This is a genomic window from Aurantiacibacter zhengii (assembly GCF_003584125.1).
Lineage (GTDB): Bacteria > Pseudomonadota > Alphaproteobacteria > Sphingomonadales > Sphingomonadaceae > Alteraurantiacibacter > Alteraurantiacibacter zhengii.
On sequence record NZ_QXFL01000006.1, the window covers coordinates 111,948 to 128,611 of the forward strand.

Annotated in this window: 16 protein-coding genes; 12 read left to right on the forward strand and 4 right to left on the reverse strand. The window is 58.1% G+C overall.

All coding sequences use genetic code 11. The features are described from left to right. The first annotated feature begins 215 nt into the window (after nt 1-215). From D2V07_RS13610 to D2V07_RS13635, 6 genes are read left to right on the forward strand one after another with little or no spacing between them, the layout of a single operon-like run. On the forward strand, nt 216-581 hold the full coding sequence (locus tag D2V07_RS13610; protein ID WP_199698797.1) for a c-type cytochrome: 366 nt from the start codon (nt 216-218) through the stop codon (nt 579-581). Continuing rightward, nucleotides 574-1,617 (forward strand): cytochrome c oxidase subunit II, encoded by a 1,044-nt coding sequence (locus tag D2V07_RS13615; protein ID WP_119587506.1) that lies wholly within the window; start codon nt 574-576, stop codon nt 1,615-1,617. Before D2V07_RS13610 ends, D2V07_RS13615 begins: the two co-directional genes overlap by 8 nt. Continuing rightward, a complete protein-coding gene (locus D2V07_RS13620; protein WP_119587507.1) occupies nt 1,614-4,151 on the forward strand; it encodes a cbb3-type cytochrome c oxidase subunit I in 2,538 nt (845 codons plus the stop codon). Before D2V07_RS13615 ends, D2V07_RS13620 begins: the two co-directional genes overlap by 4 nt. After that, a complete protein-coding gene (locus D2V07_RS13625) occupies nt 4,144-4,446 on the forward strand; it encodes a hypothetical protein (protein ID WP_119587508.1) in 303 nt (100 codons plus the stop codon). Before D2V07_RS13620 ends, D2V07_RS13625 begins: the two co-directional genes overlap by 8 nt. A gap of 35 nt (nt 4,447-4,481) precedes the next feature. Next, nucleotides 4,482-4,919, forward strand: coding sequence for a DUF2231 domain-containing protein (locus D2V07_RS13630; RefSeq protein ID WP_119587600.1), 438 nt, complete (start codon nt 4,482-4,484; stop codon nt 4,917-4,919). Further along, the gene (locus D2V07_RS13635) at nt 4,916-6,244 is read left to right on the forward strand and encodes a PQQ-dependent sugar dehydrogenase (protein ID WP_119587509.1); all 1,329 of its coding nucleotides are present in this window, start codon (nt 4,916-4,918) and stop codon (nt 6,242-6,244) included. Before D2V07_RS13630 ends, D2V07_RS13635 begins: the two co-directional genes overlap by 4 nt. Nucleotides 6,245-6,367: 123 nt before the next feature. Here D2V07_RS13635 and D2V07_RS13640 read toward each other — a convergent pair whose 3' ends face one another. Both D2V07_RS13640 and D2V07_RS13645 read right to left on the reverse strand, forming a co-directional pair. Further along, nucleotides 6,368-6,949 carry a hypothetical protein gene (locus D2V07_RS13640; RefSeq protein WP_119587510.1) on the reverse strand — a complete coding sequence of 194 codons (582 nt, stop codon included), beginning with the start codon at nt 6,947-6,949 and terminating at the stop codon, nt 6,368-6,370. Between the two features lie 79 nt (nt 6,950-7,028). Then, nucleotides 7,029-7,394: a PRC-barrel domain-containing protein gene (locus D2V07_RS13645; protein ID WP_119587511.1), complete on the reverse strand. Its 366-nt coding sequence runs from the start codon at nt 7,392-7,394 to the stop codon at nt 7,029-7,031. A 269-nt stretch (nt 7,395-7,663) separates the two neighbouring features. On the opposite strand from D2V07_RS13645, the gene D2V07_RS13650 reads away from it, so the two are divergent. From D2V07_RS13650 to D2V07_RS13665, 4 genes are all read left to right on the forward strand, one after another. After that, nucleotides 7,664-8,086, forward strand: a complete 423-nt coding sequence (locus D2V07_RS13650) for a PRC-barrel domain-containing protein (protein WP_119587512.1) — start codon at nt 7,664-7,666, stop codon at nt 8,084-8,086. Between the two features lie 212 nt (nt 8,087-8,298). Then, nucleotides 8,299-10,746: an NAD-dependent epimerase/dehydratase family protein gene (locus D2V07_RS13655; protein WP_233548411.1), complete on the forward strand. Its 2,448-nt coding sequence runs from the start codon at nt 8,299-8,301 to the stop codon at nt 10,744-10,746. Further along, nucleotides 10,746-11,486 (forward strand): ZIP family metal transporter, encoded by a 741-nt coding sequence (locus tag D2V07_RS13660; RefSeq protein ID WP_119587514.1) that lies wholly within the window; start codon nt 10,746-10,748, stop codon nt 11,484-11,486. Before D2V07_RS13655 ends, D2V07_RS13660 begins: the two co-directional genes overlap by 1 nt. 3 nt (nt 11,487-11,489) lie before the next feature. Beyond that, complete coding sequence (locus tag D2V07_RS13665) at nt 11,490-12,533, forward strand: sodium:calcium antiporter (RefSeq protein WP_119587515.1); 1,044 nt, start codon at nt 11,490-11,492, stop codon at nt 12,531-12,533. A gap of 146 nt (nt 12,534-12,679) precedes the next feature. Here D2V07_RS13665 and D2V07_RS13670 read toward each other — a convergent pair whose 3' ends face one another. Continuing rightward, entirely contained in the window at nt 12,680-14,617 is a 1,938-nt protein-coding gene (locus tag D2V07_RS13670) for a protein-L-isoaspartate(D-aspartate) O-methyltransferase (RefSeq protein WP_119587516.1), read from the reverse strand. Here D2V07_RS13670 and D2V07_RS13675 point away from each other — a divergent pair. Both D2V07_RS13675 and D2V07_RS18895 read left to right on the forward strand, forming a co-directional pair. Beyond that, entirely contained in the window at nt 14,586-15,155 is a 570-nt protein-coding gene (locus D2V07_RS13675; protein ID WP_233548417.1) for a lytic transglycosylase domain-containing protein, read from the forward strand. The genes D2V07_RS13670 and D2V07_RS13675 overlap by 32 nt on opposite strands. Further along, nucleotides 15,152-15,355, forward strand: coding sequence for a DUF5818 domain-containing protein (locus tag D2V07_RS18895; RefSeq protein ID WP_082922580.1), 204 nt, complete (start codon nt 15,152-15,154; stop codon nt 15,353-15,355). The genes D2V07_RS13675 and D2V07_RS18895 overlap by 4 nt, the downstream gene beginning before the upstream one ends. A 7-nt stretch (nt 15,356-15,362) precedes the next feature. Here the strand turns inward: D2V07_RS18895 and D2V07_RS13685 are convergent, their stop codons facing one another. Next, nucleotides 15,363-16,616, reverse strand: a complete 1,254-nt coding sequence (locus D2V07_RS13685; RefSeq protein ID WP_066777467.1) for a tyrosine-type recombinase/integrase — start codon at nt 16,614-16,616, stop codon at nt 15,363-15,365. Nucleotides 16,617-16,664 lie beyond the last annotated feature (48 nt).

Sequence of the window (16,664 nt, forward strand, 5' to 3'; positions counted from 1 at the left end):
ACCAGCGTCGCCCCCGGACAGAGCGATCAGTTCACCCGTTGCATCGAAAGGATCGTCGACTGGAGCAGGGCTGCACGATGCAAGAGGCGCGGCAAGCGCTGCGACAGACAGACCAAGGCGGAAATGCATCGTGTCCCGGGAACGAAGAGAACGATTGCCCGGTTCCCATTGGAATGGGGCCAGCGGAGCATCGTGACCGGCTTTGGAAGACAACCATGGCGATCATGGCACTGATAACCTGTGGTCCGCTCGCAGCTTGCAAGGACCCGGTCGAGACAAGACGCGAACCGGTAGACGATGCGAAGGAGCGTGGGCTCGCGGCCATCAAGCGCGCGGGATGCGGTTCTTGCCATGAGATTCCCGGCTTGGATTGGCCCGCTGGTCGGCTCGGCCCTTCGCTCAAAGGGTTCGACGATGTCGGGCTGATCGCCGGAGCACTGCCCAATCGGCCAGATGTATTGGCAGCCTTTATCCGCAATGCACCCTCGGCAAAACCGGGATCGACTATGCCGCGCATGCCTGTCACCGAGGGTGAGGCAGAGGATATCGCAGCGTATTTATACGGGTTGGATCATGATTGAAGCTCTTTGGGGATGGCCGCCACCGGTGCTCGATCCGGCCGGGCCATATTCGCAGCAGGTGACGGTACTTGCCTGGGCGCTGTTCGGTCTTGGTTTTTTCGTTACCGCGATTGTAGTTGCAGCGCTCTGGATAGCGATCAAGGGACCCGCCGGATGGAAAGCCAAGCTGGGCGGCGAACGCGCGGTTTGGATCGGAGGCGTTGCGTTTCCCGGAGTGGTGCTGACTGCGCTCCTCATATGGGGCCTAACACTCACTGCCAATCTGACCGAGCCGATCCGCGGAGACGAAATGCGCATTCGTGTAACCGGCGAAATGTGGTGGTTCAGAGTGCAGTATCTCGATCAATCGGGAGCGGTGGTGATGGAAGATGCCAATGAAATCCACATCCCTGTAGATCAGCCGGTCGTGCTCGAACTCGAGTCCGCAGATGTGATTCATAGTTTTTGGGTTCCGCACCTCTCGGGCAAGAAAGACATGATTCCCGGCCGCAGAACCTTGCTCAGGATTGAAGCTGATCGCGCGGGCGAATTCGGCGGGGTATGCGCGGAGTATTGCGGCGGGCAGCACGCCCTTATGGGTTTTGTCGCCATTGCGCATGAGGAGAGCGATTACCGCCGATGGCGCGCTGCGCGTATCGATCGGCTTGCGTTGGTCGGCGATGACGAACCAGCGCAAGAGGAGCAGCAACTCGCTAAGACCGAGCGTTCCGGCATGGCTTCGACGACTTCCTCTGCGAGAGCTTCAATTGAAGACGCTGGCCTGGTCTCCGGCCGCGATCTGTTCATGGAAAGTGGTTGCGCGGCCTGCCATCGGATAGCAGGAACTGAGGCCAATGGACTTGCCGGTCCCGACCTTACTCATGTTGGCTCTCGCCGAACGCTTGGCGCTGGTATCCTTCCCAACCATCGTGGAACGTTGATCGGCTGGATCGGCGACAGCCAATCGATCAAGCCGGGCAATCGCATGCCAAGCTACGACATGCTGAGCGCCGAAGAGCTTGAAGCAATAGCTACGTGGCTCGAGCAGCAGAAATGAAGTCCGAGACGGGTTTCGACTACGCGCTTTACAAGCGCTTTCCTGCGGAAAAGCGCCCGGACAGCGAAGTCGAGGAACTGGCCGAAATATGGAAGGCACCGAAGGGCTGGGCCCGGCTGACCGCGGTAAACAACAATTACGTCGGCTTCTGGTATGTAGTCACTGCTTTTGGTTTCTTCCTTGCAGCTGGCGTCCTCGCTCTCGGCATGCGCGTGCAGCTCGCTGCTCCGATGCAGGATTTTCTCGGCGTCGACACCTACAACCAGTTTTTTACGATGCACGGAACGGTGATGATGTTCCTGTTCGCTGTGCCGATGGTAGAAGCGATCGGAATCATGCTGCTGCCCCAGATGCTGGCCGCGCGTGACCTACCATTTCCTCGCCTCTCCGCTTTTGCCTTCTGGGCCTATTTCGTTGGCGGGACGATGTTCTTTCTCTCCTTGTTCGTCGGTCTCGCGCCCGATGGCGGGTGGTTCATGTATCCCCCGCTTACGAGCATCGCGTTCAGCCCCGGCATAAATACCGATTTCTGGTTACTCGGAATTGGTTTCATCGAGATTTCAGCCATCGCAGGAGCGATAGAGATCATTGTGGGCGTGCTGCGAACACGTGCCCCGGGAATGACACTCGACAAGATGCCGATGTTCGCCTGGGCAATGCTCGTCTTTGCGGTGATGATCGTGGTGGCTTTCCCCAGCGTCATCCTATGCACGATGTTGCTGGAGATCGAGCGAGCGTTCAACTGGCCCTTCTTCGATGCCTTAAGGGGCGGTGATCCCATGCTTTGGCAGCACCTATTCTGGTTCTTCGGCCATCCCGAAGTCTATATCATTTTCATCCCAGCGGCCGGGCTGATGAGCATGATGGTCGCCGCAGTGGCCAAGGTTCCGCTGGTTGGTTACCGGCTCAATGTGCTGGCACTGGTGGCAACCGGCTTCATCAGCTTCGGTGTTTGGGCGCATCACATGTTTACCACCGATATGCCTCGCGTCTCGGCAGGGTATTTCTCTGCCGCTAGCATGGCAGTAAGCCTGCCGGCCGGTATCCAGGTGTTCTGCTGGATCGCAACGCTGGCAAGCGGCAAGATCAAGTGGACCACACCCGCTTTGTTTGTAGTCGGGAGCGTGGTGATCTTCACCATGGGCGGTCTGACGGGTGTAATGGTCGGCATGGTGCCGTTCGACTGGCAGGCGCACGACACCTATTTCATCGTCGCCCACCTGCATTACGTCCTTATGGGCGGAATGGTCTTTCCGATGTTTGCCGCATTCTATCACTGGCACGGTATGACAAGTAGCGGGGCGCTGTCCGAGAAGCTTGGCAAATGGGTGTTTTGGCTGATGTTCGCCGGGCTCCACATCACGTTTTTCCCGATGCACCTCACCGGGCTTATGGGCATGCCGCGGCGAGTCTATACCTATTTGCCCGGACGCGACCTCGATCTGCTCAACCTCGTCTCGACGATCGGTGCCTTTGTGATGGCGGCGGGTATCCTCCTGTTCCTTTTCGATGTTGCGCGCAGGTTCCGTTTTACGGTCCATGACGACGCTGGGAACCTTTACGGAGGCGGAACCCTCGAATGGCTGCCGACTGGGCTATACTCCACACGTTCGATCCCGCTCGTAACTTCGCGCGAACCTCTGTGGGATCGACCGCAGATTTCCAAAGAAGTCGAGGAGGGCCGTTATTTCCTGCCCAATTCGGCAACCGGCCAGCGAGAGACGCTGATCACCTCCACTGTGATGGCCGAGCCCCAGTATGTCCAGTTGATGCCCGGACCTTCACCTTGGCCGCTGTCGGCAGCAATATTCACGGCGCTGTTTTTCCTCTCTCTGACCGTTCAGGCATACCCCTTTTCAATTTTTTGCGGGATGGTAGCGGTGCTCAGCACGCTGCGCTGGCTGTGGGAAACTGACCGTCCCATCAAGCAGGAAATGGCCGATATCGGGGGAGGTATTGAGGTGCCCATCGCGATCACAGGCTCCAAGAGTCATGGCTGGTGGGCGCTGAACACGCTCATGGTCGTAATTGGCATGATCGGTTTCATGGCGATCTTCGCTTATCTCTATCTCTATGGTATCAACCCGGAGGTCTGGAGTGCGCCGCCGCCGCTTGGCGAAACAGCATTGATTGTGGGCATCGAAGCGCTGGCTGTGCTCGCCGCGTGGGGTGGGAGGCGCGTTCTCGCGAGCAAGGAAGGGCGTCTAGCCGAAGACTTGCCCTGGATGCTCGAAGCTCTCGCCGCAGCGCTACTGGTGGGCGCTCTCTATCTGGATGTCTCTGGGTGGCTCGCTACTGGACTTGCGCCGACCGCGAACGGCATGGGCGCTACAGTCTTCATGCTTTCGGTCCTTCAGGGTCAGGTGGTCTTGGTCGCCGTAATAATGGCTGCCTACCTCGCATTTCGCGAGGCACGAGGAATCATGACAACACCCACCAATGTCACCATGGACGTCGTTGCACGCTTCATCATGTTCTGCGCGCTTCAAGGCATTGTCTTCACTACATTGCCGCGGGTATTCCCCGGTGTTTGAACGGCGCGAAGACGAGAGCGGCGATGCGATCGATCGCCCTGCAATCTACCGCACGCTGGTTTTCGCTTTTTGTGTTTGGTCGGCTCATTTTCTTGTGAGCTACGGCGCGGTGCTAATTTTTCCCGGTAAGCCGATCGCCCAATTCCTCGCGGTGGGTGCGGGAATTGCCGGCCTGGCGGCGCTGGCTTGGAAGGGTAAACAATTACCTCGCCCACGTCCTCCCGTTGCACTTGGCGCACTGGGTTTGGCTGTCGCTGCCGTAGCTTTCGGCACTTTTCCTGCATTTATCGGTTAGTTTGCAATGTCATGTTTGGCAAAGGAGATGGCCGCATGGACCGAACCGTCAATAGTTCTCGATCATTCGCCCATCCGCTGCACGCAATCCTGCTGGCCTTTCCAGTGGCCTTATACCCTGCGGCGCTGCTGACAGACATCACCTATCTCAACACTGCCCAGATCCAATGGACCAACTTTTCGTCTTGGTTGATCGCCGGAGCTGACCTTTTTGCGGGTCTGGTAGTGGCCTGGGCGCTGATCGGCCTGTTCTCTGGGCGAGCGCGTCACTCACAGGGGCGAGGCATACTTTACCTCATTGTGGTCGCAGTGATGTTCATCTTGGGCGTGGTGAACGCGTTCCAGCATGCGCGAGACGGCTGGCATTCAGTCGGAACAGTGGGGCTAGTGCTTTCCATTCTCTGCACATTGCTCGCCTTCGGCGCGGCGTTCATTGCTAATGGAAATACCTATTCGGTGGAGGATCGCACATGAGCCGGCTAGCCATTCTCACAGCACCATTGATCCTTATCCTGACCGGATGTCAGGGAAATAGCGATCCCGATCTCGACCAGACCGGCGAGCGTCCTGAACTGCCCGAACAGAACGACGCTCTCGTTCCGGCAATGGAGATACCGACGCCCCAGGGATGGGGCGATGACCTGCCTACGGTCCCCGAAGGTTATACGATTTCGGCTATCGCCAAGGACCTCAAAATCCCGCGACAGGTGCTCGTGCTTCCGAACGGCGATATTCTCGTTGCCGAGGGATCTGGCGGTAATGCGCCCAAGTTGCGGCCCAAGGACATCATAGCAAGATGGATCAAGCAGCGCGGCAAGAGTTCCGTCGAGGGCGGCGATCGCATCACCCTGTTACGCGACAGGGACGGCGACGGGCAAACCGACCTGCAAACGACCTTTATCGAAGGCCTTGATGCGCCTTATGGTTTGGCCTTCGTTGACAACACGCTTTACGTGGCGAACCAAGACAATCTGGTGAGTTTTCCCTACACCGAAGGGGCGATCCGCATTACAGAGCCGGGGAGGGAACTGACCAAGCTCCCTGCCAAAATCAACCACCACTGGACCAAGGCGATGACGGCCAGCCCGGACGGTTCGAAGCTCTATGTCGGTATCGGCTCCAACAGCAACGTGGGTGAGCGCGGGATGGATGTCGAAGAAGACCGCGCCGTCATTTGGGAAATAGACCGCGAAACGGGTGCGAGCCGGATTTTCGCTTCTGGTCTGCGCAATCCAACAGCGCTTGCATTCGACCCTTGGAACGAGCGCCTCTGGGCCGTCGTCAATGAACGCGACGAATTGGGACCACAACTCGTTCCGGACTACCTGACTTCGGTGCGCGAGGGAGGCTTCTACGGCTGGCCTTACAGCTATTACGGCGGGAACGTCGATCCGCGGATCAAGCCGGCCCGTCCGGACTTGGTAAGGCAAGCGATCGTACCAGACTATGCGCTTGGGTCACATGTCGCGGCTCTGGGCGTCGATTTCGCGAGTGATGGCGGCCTGGGCGGACAGTTTAGCGTAGGCGCGTTTGTCGGCCAGCACGGAAGCTGGAACCGTGCAGACCCTTCTGGCTACAAGGTTGTCTTCGTTCCTTTCACTGGAGGGCGCCCCAGAGGCGAACCGGTAGACCTTGTCACGGGCTTTCTCAAAGATGGCCATGCGCGCGGTCGTCCGGTAGGCGTGACATACGATGCGGAACGCCGAGTACTCCTGGTTGCTGACGACGTTTCGAACACCGTTTGGCGGATTGCCCCCAAGGTCGCGTCGCGTGGGTCTCCGACTACCCAAGCCAGATAGTGGTAATTAGTGGGTTCGATTTAATGCTGGCTCGACCTTCCCTGGGCGCCATCCATTTATCTCGCTCATATTCGTCTGCAGCTAGGTAGTCTTGGCGCTGGGCTTTCTAAGGAATTGTTCTTCTTAGACGGCGCAAGCGTCGAAGAAGCTTCGAACGTTCTCATCTTCGCTTTCCGACGGGATCACGATCGTTTCTTCTCCATAGCGAACTTTGAGCGACGCTCCCCGCCGATACGCCCGTATCGGAGCGCTTGCCGGGTCAGTCTGGACCTGGACGGTCGTGCCGAGCTGCGTCGAGCGCCGTTCGATTGAGAGTTGCAGTTCAGCTTCGCCAGCGGCGAGCGTAAGAGTGTCCGGCCGTTGCGATACAATGCCAGCCGGACGGTTGAAGTAAACCAGCAAAGTCTCACCCATGCCTCCGGCCGGGCACCGAAGATTGACGGCGATGTTATCTGTATTGGCAACACCGTAACTCAACGTAGGACCCCGATCTCCCGGGTTGAAGAAAAAGCCCATCTCACCTTCCAAAACGGGGCTCTGCCTATCTTCATCCCTCCCAGGATTGTCCGAAGTTGGGCGAATGTCCGCTTCCTCTTTAGTTTCCGCAGCTCCCATATTCGGCTCGACGTTGGCCTCATCTGCTTCGCCACACGACGAGACAAGGAGCATAGCTCCCGCGGCAGAAGTAATCACCGAGCGTTTCATGCAGTCTCACTTCTAGTCAAGATGATATGAGCCTCAGCCGGCGCACGCCGGCTAAGGCTTATTTCGGCAACCGTACCAATTACCAATAAGGGCTAACCGTCCAGTGCGAATAGACTCTTGTCTGATACTCGCGATCAAGCTGTCGATCGCGATCGGCTTCACCATAAGTCGGAGCGCCCCGCAATTGTTCCTCGGTAACGTCGAGCTTATACCCGCCGAGTTCCGTATCGTATTCTAGCTTTTCCCACGGAAGACTGTGAAGCTCACCGCCCATGCCCAGGAAGGCGCCGACAGATACTTCTACATCGCGCGCTTCTCCAGTTATTTTGTCGATCATGATGCGGCGAACCGATCCGATCTTATCGCCGTTTGTGCCATAGATCGATGTGCCTTCGACGCGGTCACTGCCTATAACGGATTGCTCACTCATTCTTTCGTCTAACATGCTCCTTCTCCTGTAAATTAGAGAGTGTTTAAGGAGCTATCGCGTTCATTCTAGAGGATAACTCCTCGATAGGTAAACGAGTGAGCGCAGAGATCGTGCCATTCTGCCTTCGGTAATGCCGAATGTCCGAAATCCGGCGGGCCGGCCATCTTCAGCTCAACAGACATCGAGGCAAGAATTGGCATTCGGAACTGCGCCCGCTGCCTAATCGTTCGATCGATATGAGCGGTGACAGCTGCAGCCTTAATAGTGACACATAGGAAAAAGTGATGTCGACAAAGACCACGAAAGCCGACGTGGTTAGCCCGAACGTCGAAGAATTGCGCAGACAGGAAAGGGCGGCGTTCGATGACCCGAGCGGAAATTTCATCGCATCGGATCGTGTTGAAGGCACCAGAGTTTACCGTCCGGACGGGGAGCGCATTGGCCGGATCAATCACTTCATGGTCAACAAGCGATCGGGCAAGGCCGAATTTGCTGTAATGAGTTTCGGTGGTTTCCTTGGGCTAGGTGATGAGCTCCGGCCGGTACCATGGGACGCTCTGGAATATAGCAATGATTTGGGAGGATATGTCGTATCTGCAGATGATGACACCTTCCGGAACAGCCCGTTTATCGAGGGGGGAACTGCTCCGGACTGGGATAGCTCCTATGCACAGGCCCTATATGGCTACTGGCGCGTTCCGTTTTGATTGCATATCTATCTGTTAAATTTCGAAATAGAGTTTCCCGAGTGAGCGTCGGCGTCTTGCGTCAATCTAGTAGCGAGACTGCTATTGGTAGCGAGGTAAGCGCTATGGGATGTGGCAATTTCGAAACCTATCGAACCGTCATCTGTTGAACGATTACAGAGCAAGCGAGGAGCTGCCTTCTGGCGGACGATAGCGGCAAATCCAAACCCCTTGTGCTGATAACTGGCGCTACGGGCAATCTTGGTCGGACCCTGACCGAGGCTTTTGCCGCAGACTACCGGGTTGTTGGGCTTGATCGCGATGCCGACGACGGATTGGCGGTCGAGCTTGTCGAAGTTGACATTACTTCGTCCCAATCTGTTCGGCTCGCCCTAGATGTAATCGGCAAGGAATGCGGGCGTGAGATCGCTGCGGTGATCCATCTCGTCGCTTTCTTCGATTTTTCGGGCAAGCCCAGCCCGCTTTATGACCAAGTCAATCTAGAGGGCACGCGCAATCTGCTCAGCGCGCTATCGGACTTTCAAGTCGAGCGCTTCGTCTATGCTAGCACCATGCTGGTCCATGCGCCGAAAGACCCCGGACAGCGTATCGACGAAACGACACCGCAGGATCCACAATGGGCCTATCCGGAATCGAAGACGAAGGTGGAAAGCCTGATACGCGACGAAGCGCAGATGCCCTATGCCATCCTGCGCCTGGCGGGCGTGTACGACGAGGAGTCGGCTGTTCCCACACTGTCGCATCAGATCGCTCGGATTTACGAGCGCGAACTCGAGGCGCATCTCTACTCTGGGCCGCTGAATGCCGGACAGGCCATGTTGCATCGCAAGGACATGGTGGATGCTTTCAGGCGAGTCGTCGAGCGTCGCAAGAGCCTCCCCATAGATGCGGAGATCCTGATCGGCGAACGTTTCGCGGTCGGTTACGACGACTTGCAGGACCGCATCGGACAGCTGATCCACGGCGAGGCGGAGTGGACGACGATCAAGGTTCCCGCATCTCTTGCCAAGGTCGGCGCTGAAATTCAGAACCGAGCCGAGCCGTTAGTCCCCGACAGTATCGACCAGGGGGAAAAACCTTTCATCCAGCCGTACATGATCGATATGGCAGACGATCATTACGCGCTCGACATCAGTCGCGCTGAAGGTTGGCTCGACTGGATTCCAGCCCACCGACTGGAGGACTCATTGCCGGCGATCATCGCCAGACTCAAGGCGGATCCCATTGCATGGTACGAGCGCAACGGTATCACCCCCCCGCCGTGGCTCGAGGGGGCAGAAAAGCAGGGCGTCGACCCGGAAGAGTTACGTGCCGAAGTAGAAGATCGGCGCATAGTCCAGCATCGCTCTTCGCGCTGGGCACATTTCGTTAACATCGCACTGGGCCTCTGGCTTGTCACCCAGCCACCTCTCATCGGAATCGACAATCCGTTCTACGCATGGGCCGAGGTCGGTCTCGGCGTGGCACTGCTCGTCGCTGCAACGCTGTCGCTAAGTTGGAAATTGGGCTGGGCTCGTTGGCTATCCGCAGGGATTGGCATGCTCGTGATGGCCCTGCCGATGCTGTTCGTGACCCCTAATGCGGCGGCCTATCTCTCCGACACGCTGGTCGGCGCGCTCATTTTTGGATTCGCGGTTGGTACACCACCCGAAGTTGGTCCGGGTATTCTAGCCCGCAAGCCTGCCCCAGAAGTCCCTCCCGGTTGGAGCTTCAATCCTTCGGCTTGGACACAGCGCTTGCCGATAATCCTGCTCGCCATCGTTGGATTGCTGTTCAGCCGTTACCTCGCAGCCTATCAGATGGGACATCTCGATAGCGTCTGGGAGCCGTTCTTCGCCGGAAGCGTATCCGATCCGCAGAATGGGACCGAGGAGATCATTACCTCAAGCGTGAGTGAGGCCTGGCCCGTGCCGGACGCAGCGCTCGGCGCTTACACCTACATGCTCGAGATTCTCACCGGCATCGTCGGCAGCCGTGCACGCTGGCGAACAATGCCTTGGTTGGTACTGTTGTTCGGCCTGATGATCGTCCCTCTGGGCATCGTCTCGATCGGCTTCATCATCATCCAGCCCATCGTTATCGGAACATGGAGCACGCTCGCACTGATTGGCGCCGCTGCTATGCTGATACAGATTCCCTATTCGCTCGACGAACTGGCTGCCAGCCTGTCCTTTCTCAACCGGCGGCGCAAGGCGGGCGCGAGCCTGCTGCGCGTAATTCTGTTCGGCGATGGTGACGAAGGATCGGCGATGAGCGAACCTCACCGCGAGTTCGAGCGACGGCCCGGGGCGATCCTCAGGGCGATGTGGGGCGGCGCAGTTGCCCTGCCATGGAATCTGTGGTTGGCGGGCGCAATCGGCCTCTCCTTCATGTTCTCGCGGCTGACGCTCGGAGCGGAAGGATCCTTGGCAAACGCCGATCATCTGCTCGGCGCAATGGTCGTTACGGTGCTTGCCGTTGCGGCGGCCGAGGTCACCCGTACGGCGCGCCTCCTGCTTGTTCCTTTGGGGCTTGCGATCGCAGCCACGCCTTTCTTGTTTGAAGCAACCTTCGCACATATTGCGGTAAGCATCGTGGGCGGGTTCGCCATTTCCACGCTGGCATTCCGCCGCGGGAAGATCAACGAAACATACGGTTCGCTCGACCGGCTGATCCGCTGATGGGAGGCTCGCTCGATCTGGATACGGTGCTGCTGCTGGCGCTGCTTCCTGCGATAGGAAATCTCCTTGGTGTCGCACTGGCCGAATGGCGCAAGCCGCCTGCCTGGCTCACAGGCGCCTCGCTCCACATGGCGGCAGGGCTTGCCACTGGCGTTGCCGCGATCGAACTGGTCCCCCGATCTTTGGCTCGGGGCGAGACATGTATCGTCGCCGTCGCAATCATCGTTGGAGCGCTGTTTTCAGTATTGCTCGTATCGCTTTCGCGCCGACTCCGTGGCGGTTCAAGCGGTGGCGATCAACTGCTCTGGGGTGCCTATACGGCAGTGGTGATCGATCTATTCACGGACGGGCTCATGACCGGTGGCGGCAGCGCGGTGACCGCTAGCCTGGGCATGCTGCTTGCCGCTTCGCAAGTGCTTGGAAATCTGCCGGGCGGATTTGCGATTACGGCAGGTTTTCGCGAGGCGGGCGTGCCACGTCGAACCCGGCTGATGGCCGTATTGTCCTTCCCGCTCGCGCCGATCGCAGGGGGAGTGGCCGGTTTCCTGCTTCTCGACGGCGCCAGCGATGCTACGACCGGTTTCGTGCTGGCGCTGTTCGCCGGACTGTTGCTGACCGCGACGATCGAGGATTTGATACCCGAGGCGGATGCGCCTGGCACCTCGCGCAAGCTTTCGAGTCCTGCTTTCGCAGGAGGGTTCGTGCTGCTTCTGCTCATGTCGTCCTATCTGGGGAATTGAGCGATGTCGCAGGTCTCCAGCCTCGGCTTGCCTATTCTGGTGCTTCTGTTCCTCGCCGGTGCAGCGTTGGTCTGGGCCGCAGGAACGCGGTTGGCGCGCTATGCCGACGAGATTTCCGAACGTAGCGGAATTGGGCAGGCGATTGTCGGCGTTCTTCTACTCGGAGCAGTCACTTCGCTTCCTGAAATCTCGACCACCACGGTAGCCACACTGACCGGCAATCCCTCAATGGCGGTCAATAATTTGCTCGGCGGGATTGCATTCCAGGTGGTGGTGATTGCGCTTGCGGACCTGTTCATCGGCAGGGATGCCCTTACAAGCATGGTGCCGGGCACCCGAACCATACTCAATGCACTGGTCAGCATCGTCCTTTTGGTGATTGCTACCATCGGCGTGATGATCGGGGACTGGGAACTGCCGCTCGTCGGAGTCGGGTTCTTCCCGATCCTGATTGCGGCCACCTATATCGTATGCCTTCGCCAGTTAAACCGCGAAGTTTCCGTCGATGCGTGGATACCAGCCGAATCGAGCGAAACCGGACACGAGGAGATTTCCAGGCTTTCGATGTCGAATACGCACCTCGCGTTGGCGACACTTGGCTCCGCGATTGCGATATTCGCCGGAGGGACGATGGCCACGCTCGGGGCGGAAGGGCTAGCCGAGCAGACAGGGATCGAAACCGGCATCGTCGGGCTGACATTGTTGGCTTTCGCGACCTCGCTTCCAGAACTCAGCACCGCCATTGCAGCGGTCCGTCTACGACGCGCCGAACTTGCAATCGGAGATATCCTCGGGGGCAATATGTTCGACGTGGTGCTGATCCTGCTGATCGATCTGCTCGACACAGGGCCGCCGGTGCTGGAGCAGGTCGATCGCGCATCGATGACAGCGGCGCTGATCGGCGTGCTGCTCACCGCCCTAATCCTTATCGGATTGGTCGAACGCCGCGACAAATCAAAGCTGCGCATGGGCTATGACAGCATTGCCGTACTGGTTGTCTATGCTGTCGGCATGGCGGCAATCCTTGCAGGAGTGTCCGCAGGCTAGGCCATTGGTGCGAGTAGGAGAAGAAGCCGTACGACGATATCCATCGTGACATTGATTGAAGTCCAAAGCGGCGCGCACGCGCCGGAAAAAGCGGAGATAACCTGCCATCACCACGTTGATCGTCCGGCATCGCCGATATTGTTAAGCTACAGTCCGAACGGAAAGGTTTCTGGCGTGCCTTGGTGATCTTCATGCGGCATGAGCGGCTCGAGCGCATTCGTTGTGTCTAACCAGCAATAGGCATCGAATTGGCGCGGTAGCACAGCTTCGCTATAATGGCTCCACCGCTCGGTCTCAGGTCGATAGATGACGCCGATGAATCGCTCAAGCCGCGGCTCGGACAGGCGTTGCGAGAGGGCGGGATGGGAATTGAAGTCGAGGAGCAAACGCGGGACCCCGCAATCGTGAAACAGCCGTTCATAACTGTCCCGGCGCGAGGGGATCACTGACTTCACTTGTCGACCTCCGTCCCAGTCACTGGCTGCGCTCACGGTCCCGGTATGGGTACCGAAGCCGATCAGAGCGACCTCATCGCCCCAGCGTTCGCGCGCGAGCTGCCCCAGATTGTGCTCGCCGCGCACCGCGCCCATGTCGGTGGCGCGGGCATCGCCGATATGGCTGTTATGAGCCCAGACGATCGCCTTGCTGTCTCGTCCACCTTGTTCGAGCAGGTGTTCCAGCGTGTCGGCCATATGGCTGTCGCGAAGGTTCCAGCTCTCCGCGCCGCCGTAATACATGATTCGGTAATAGCGCTCGGCAGAGGCGACGAGGCGTGCATTCATGGCGGCCGAAAAGCTTCCGCCATCGTTTTCAAGAGCCTGATTGAGAAGCTCACGGCATTGTCTGACAACTTCCTCCTCGCATTCGGCAAAGCCTTTACGCAGAGCCATCTTTCCGTAGATAGCGGGATCGGACTGCCAGGGGTTGAGGCAGCCATACCGTTCACGTGCAACAGCGGCAGCTTCGGGATCGTTCTCGTCAAGATAGGCGAGGATCGCTTCGATCGAGCCAGATATATTGTAAATGTCGAGGCCATAGAAGCCTGCGCGGCGGCCTTCCGGGAGAGTTTCGTTTATTCGGCGCAGATTGTCCAGGAACGGCGGCATGACGGTGTTGCGCCACATCCAGGTCGGGAAGCGCTGGAAGGGCAGATTTGCAGCATCCGGCTGCTTCTGTCCTATGATGAAGCGGTGATAGGCGGCCGCATCGGGCCAGTCGCCTTCTACCGCGACGATGGTGAAGCCGTGCCGTTCGACAAGACGCCGCGTGATTGCCGCGCGGGCGGCGTAGAATTCGTGCGTGCCATGGCTGCATTCACCCAGCATGACAACGCGCTTGTCTGCGTAAGCATCGAAATGCGCGGCAAAGCTATCGCCGTCGATCTCGGGCAGAGGTTCGCACGCCCTGGCGATGGCTTCCGGGAGGCTTGCGCTACTCATGCTGCGATGATCACTGGCCGAACGCGAACCGTCCTCGGCAACGACACCTTCCAACAGAGGTACGAAGCGCACCATTGAGATATCCCGGCTGGTCCACTCGTCCTCGCCCGTGCGCGTCACGGCCATGAGTTGCTGCATGTCCTCATCGCCGACTGGTATTACGAGCCTCCCGCCGATAGCGAGTTGCCGCTTGAGGGTTTCGGGGACTGTCTCTAAACGGGCCGCAACCAGGATCGCATCGAATGGTGCTGCATGACGCAGGCCCTTGAGACCATCTCCGACGATAATCTCGCAATTTTCATAGCCGAGCCTGTCGATCCTCTCTGCAGCTTGACGCGCCAACACTTCGTAACGTTCGATTGCATGAACGCGATCCACGATGCGCGAGAGGACCGCAGCGGCATATCCCGATCCCGCACCGACCTCGAGTACCCGGTCGCCTGTACTTACTTCCGCCGCGTCGAACATGCATGCGACGATAAAAGGCTGACTGATTGTCTGTTCGGAAGAAATTGGAAGCGCGGTGTCCTCATAGGTAAATTCTTCCATTCCCTCATCGACGAAGATCTCTCTCGGAACCTCGGCAAATGCGGACAAAATAGCCTCGTCGCGAATACCTCGCGCGGCGATCTGGCTCTGGACCATTCGCTTACGATCCGAGGCGCGGGCTCGGGTATTCGACCATGACCTCAGCAGAGTTGAGGTTACAACCGACGAAGGGCGCGCTTTCAACCCAACTGCAATCTACTTGGGCAAGCCAGACGGCAGCACAGCTTATATCGATAGAAGCTTCAAGGAAGCCTTGTATGAGCCACTCATCCGGCAAGCTGAAGCGCGATATCAATTGCCGCCTCGACTGCTTCAGGCCCTGATTTGGCAGGAATCGCGGTTCAACCCGATGGCAATCAGTCCGGCTGGCGCCGCTGGGCTCGCTCAACTCATGCCGGGAACGGCAAGAGAACTTGGTGTCAGCAATCGCCACGATCCGGCTGAGAACATCGATGGCGGCGCGCGGTATCTGAAGCAGATGCTAGAGCGCTTCGGTGCGATCCATCTCGCGCTGGCCGCATACAATGCTGGACCCGGCGCTGTGTCGCGAGCCGGCGGGATACCGACAAATCGGGAAACACCTGGATATGTGAAGAGCGTTATCGACCGATGGATGGCATACAGTTCGATATGACTACGAATCGGAAAAGGATCAGCGGACGGCTCGAGCACCTTCCTCGGGGAGCTGTAATTGTAACCGTTGCCGGAGATCATTGGGTTCTCGAAGACTACGAACCCTCAAACGAAGACTTTGGATTTGAGGTTACCGCAGAGGGTATCGTTGTCGGGTTCGACCGCCTTCGCGTCGAATGGCTGGGGCAGGTGCCCGCCTAGGAGCAGGTCACGCGGCTCTCAAAACTGCAATGTTTCGCGCTTTGCCGCCGATGGAATCGAGGAAGTCTGCCCAATCCTGCAGCATTGCACGCCGAGGAGCGAGATATTCGGCAGCATTGTATGCTCCGCGAACTTCGTTCTCTTCGCTGTGTGCCAATTGCAGTTCGACCCAGTCTTCATGATATCTGCGGATCCACATCGGTGGTTCGCCGACCTCGACCAGCTGCTCATTCGCCCAGGTGCTCGCCAGACCCCTGAAGCCGTGAACAGTTTGTCGCCCGTGGTAACCGAGCCGATAGAGGCCATAGATCATCGTATTCTCGGAAAGCGGCATCTTGGGCTTCTGGCCTGGAAAGACGTATTCGCCTTCGGACTTGCTGATCATATCTTGAGCAAGAGAAGCGGCTTGTCGCGACAAAGGCACGATATGCTCGCGGCCCATTTTCATCCGATCAGCGCCAATGCGCCAAACTGGTGAATCTCCGACTAGACCTTCAAACTCGTGCTTCTTGGCGAACCGGAGTTCCTTGGTCCGGACCCATGTAAGAAGAGCAAAGGTCAATGCCGCCCGCGTAATTTCGGATCGTCTCTCACCCTCTTCCTGGTATCGCTCCATCTTGATGATGAGTTCGGGTAGCTGTGCCAGAGGCAGCTTCGCCATATGCTTGACCCGAGGACGTGGCTTCAAAGCCCCCCGAAGATGCGCCGTTGGATCGGAATCGCAAAGTCCGCTGGCAATCGCGAACTGGAATACCTGACCAATACATTGCTTGGCCCGTCGACTGATGTCGAGCGCGCCGCGCTCCTCGATCTTCCGAATGACCTTCAGGACTTCTGGTGGAGTTATCTCATGCATCATGAGCTCGCCTAAGACAGGAAGCACGTCCTGCTCCATCCGCGACCACACGCGCTTCGCATGGGCGGGATTGAGACTACTTGCTCTGTTCTCATGCCACATGGTGGCAATCGCCCTGAAGGTCTTAGCCTCTTCGAAGTCCCGACCCGGTTTGTGAACCATCGGGTCCCTGCCTTCGGCCAGCACACCCTTGGCAGCTCTCTTGAGTTCTCTTGCGGCCGCTATTCCGACTTCGGGGTAGGCACCGAAAGAAAGCAGCTTCTCTTTCCCGTGGTACCGGTATTTCAGCCGCCAGAGCTTCGAGCCGTTCTTTTGCACGAGGAGGAATAATCCCTCCCCATCCGCAAGCTTGTATGGACGCTCAGCCGCCTTCGCTTTTTTGATCTGAATCTCACTCAAGGCCATTGGGGGTATCGCTCCTTTTCGCTACCCCCGGAAAATACCCCCAAAATA

Excerpts from the sequence above, each read along its gene's own strand:
- D2V07_RS13635 (WP_119587509.1), top strand. The coding sequence starts at position 4,916 with ATGAGCCGGCTAGCCATTCTCACAGCACCATTGATCCTTATCCTGACC.
- D2V07_RS13685 (WP_066777467.1), bottom strand. The coding sequence starts at position 16,616 with ATGGCCTTGAGTGAGATTCAGATCAAAAAAGCGAAGGCGGCTGAGCGT.
- D2V07_RS13630 (WP_119587600.1), top strand. The coding sequence starts at position 4,482 with ATGGACCGAACCGTCAATAGTTCTCGATCATTCGCCCATCCGCTGCAC.
- D2V07_RS18895 (WP_082922580.1), top strand. The coding sequence starts at position 15,152 with ATGACTACGAATCGGAAAAGGATCAGCGGACGGCTCGAGCACCTTCCT.
- D2V07_RS13615 (WP_119587506.1), top strand. The coding sequence starts at position 574 with ATGATTGAAGCTCTTTGGGGATGGCCGCCACCGGTGCTCGATCCGGCC.
- D2V07_RS13620 (WP_119587507.1), top strand. The coding sequence starts at position 1,614 with ATGAAGTCCGAGACGGGTTTCGACTACGCGCTTTACAAGCGCTTTCCT.
- D2V07_RS13650 (WP_119587512.1), top strand. The coding sequence starts at position 7,664 with ATGTCGACAAAGACCACGAAAGCCGACGTGGTTAGCCCGAACGTCGAA.
- D2V07_RS13665 (WP_119587515.1), top strand. The coding sequence starts at position 11,490 with ATGTCGCAGGTCTCCAGCCTCGGCTTGCCTATTCTGGTGCTTCTGTTC.
- D2V07_RS13670 (WP_119587516.1), bottom strand. The coding sequence starts at position 14,617 with ATGGTCCAGAGCCAGATCGCCGCGCGAGGTATTCGCGACGAGGCTATT.
- D2V07_RS13645 (WP_119587511.1), bottom strand. The coding sequence starts at position 7,394 with ATGTTAGACGAAAGAATGAGTGAGCAATCCGTTATAGGCAGTGACCGC.
- D2V07_RS13640 (WP_119587510.1), bottom strand. The coding sequence starts at position 6,949 with ATGAAACGCTCGGTGATTACTTCTGCCGCGGGAGCTATGCTCCTTGTC.
- D2V07_RS13610 (WP_199698797.1), top strand. The coding sequence starts at position 216 with ATGGCGATCATGGCACTGATAACCTGTGGTCCGCTCGCAGCTTGCAAG.
- D2V07_RS13660 (WP_119587514.1), top strand. The coding sequence starts at position 10,746 with ATGGGAGGCTCGCTCGATCTGGATACGGTGCTGCTGCTGGCGCTGCTT.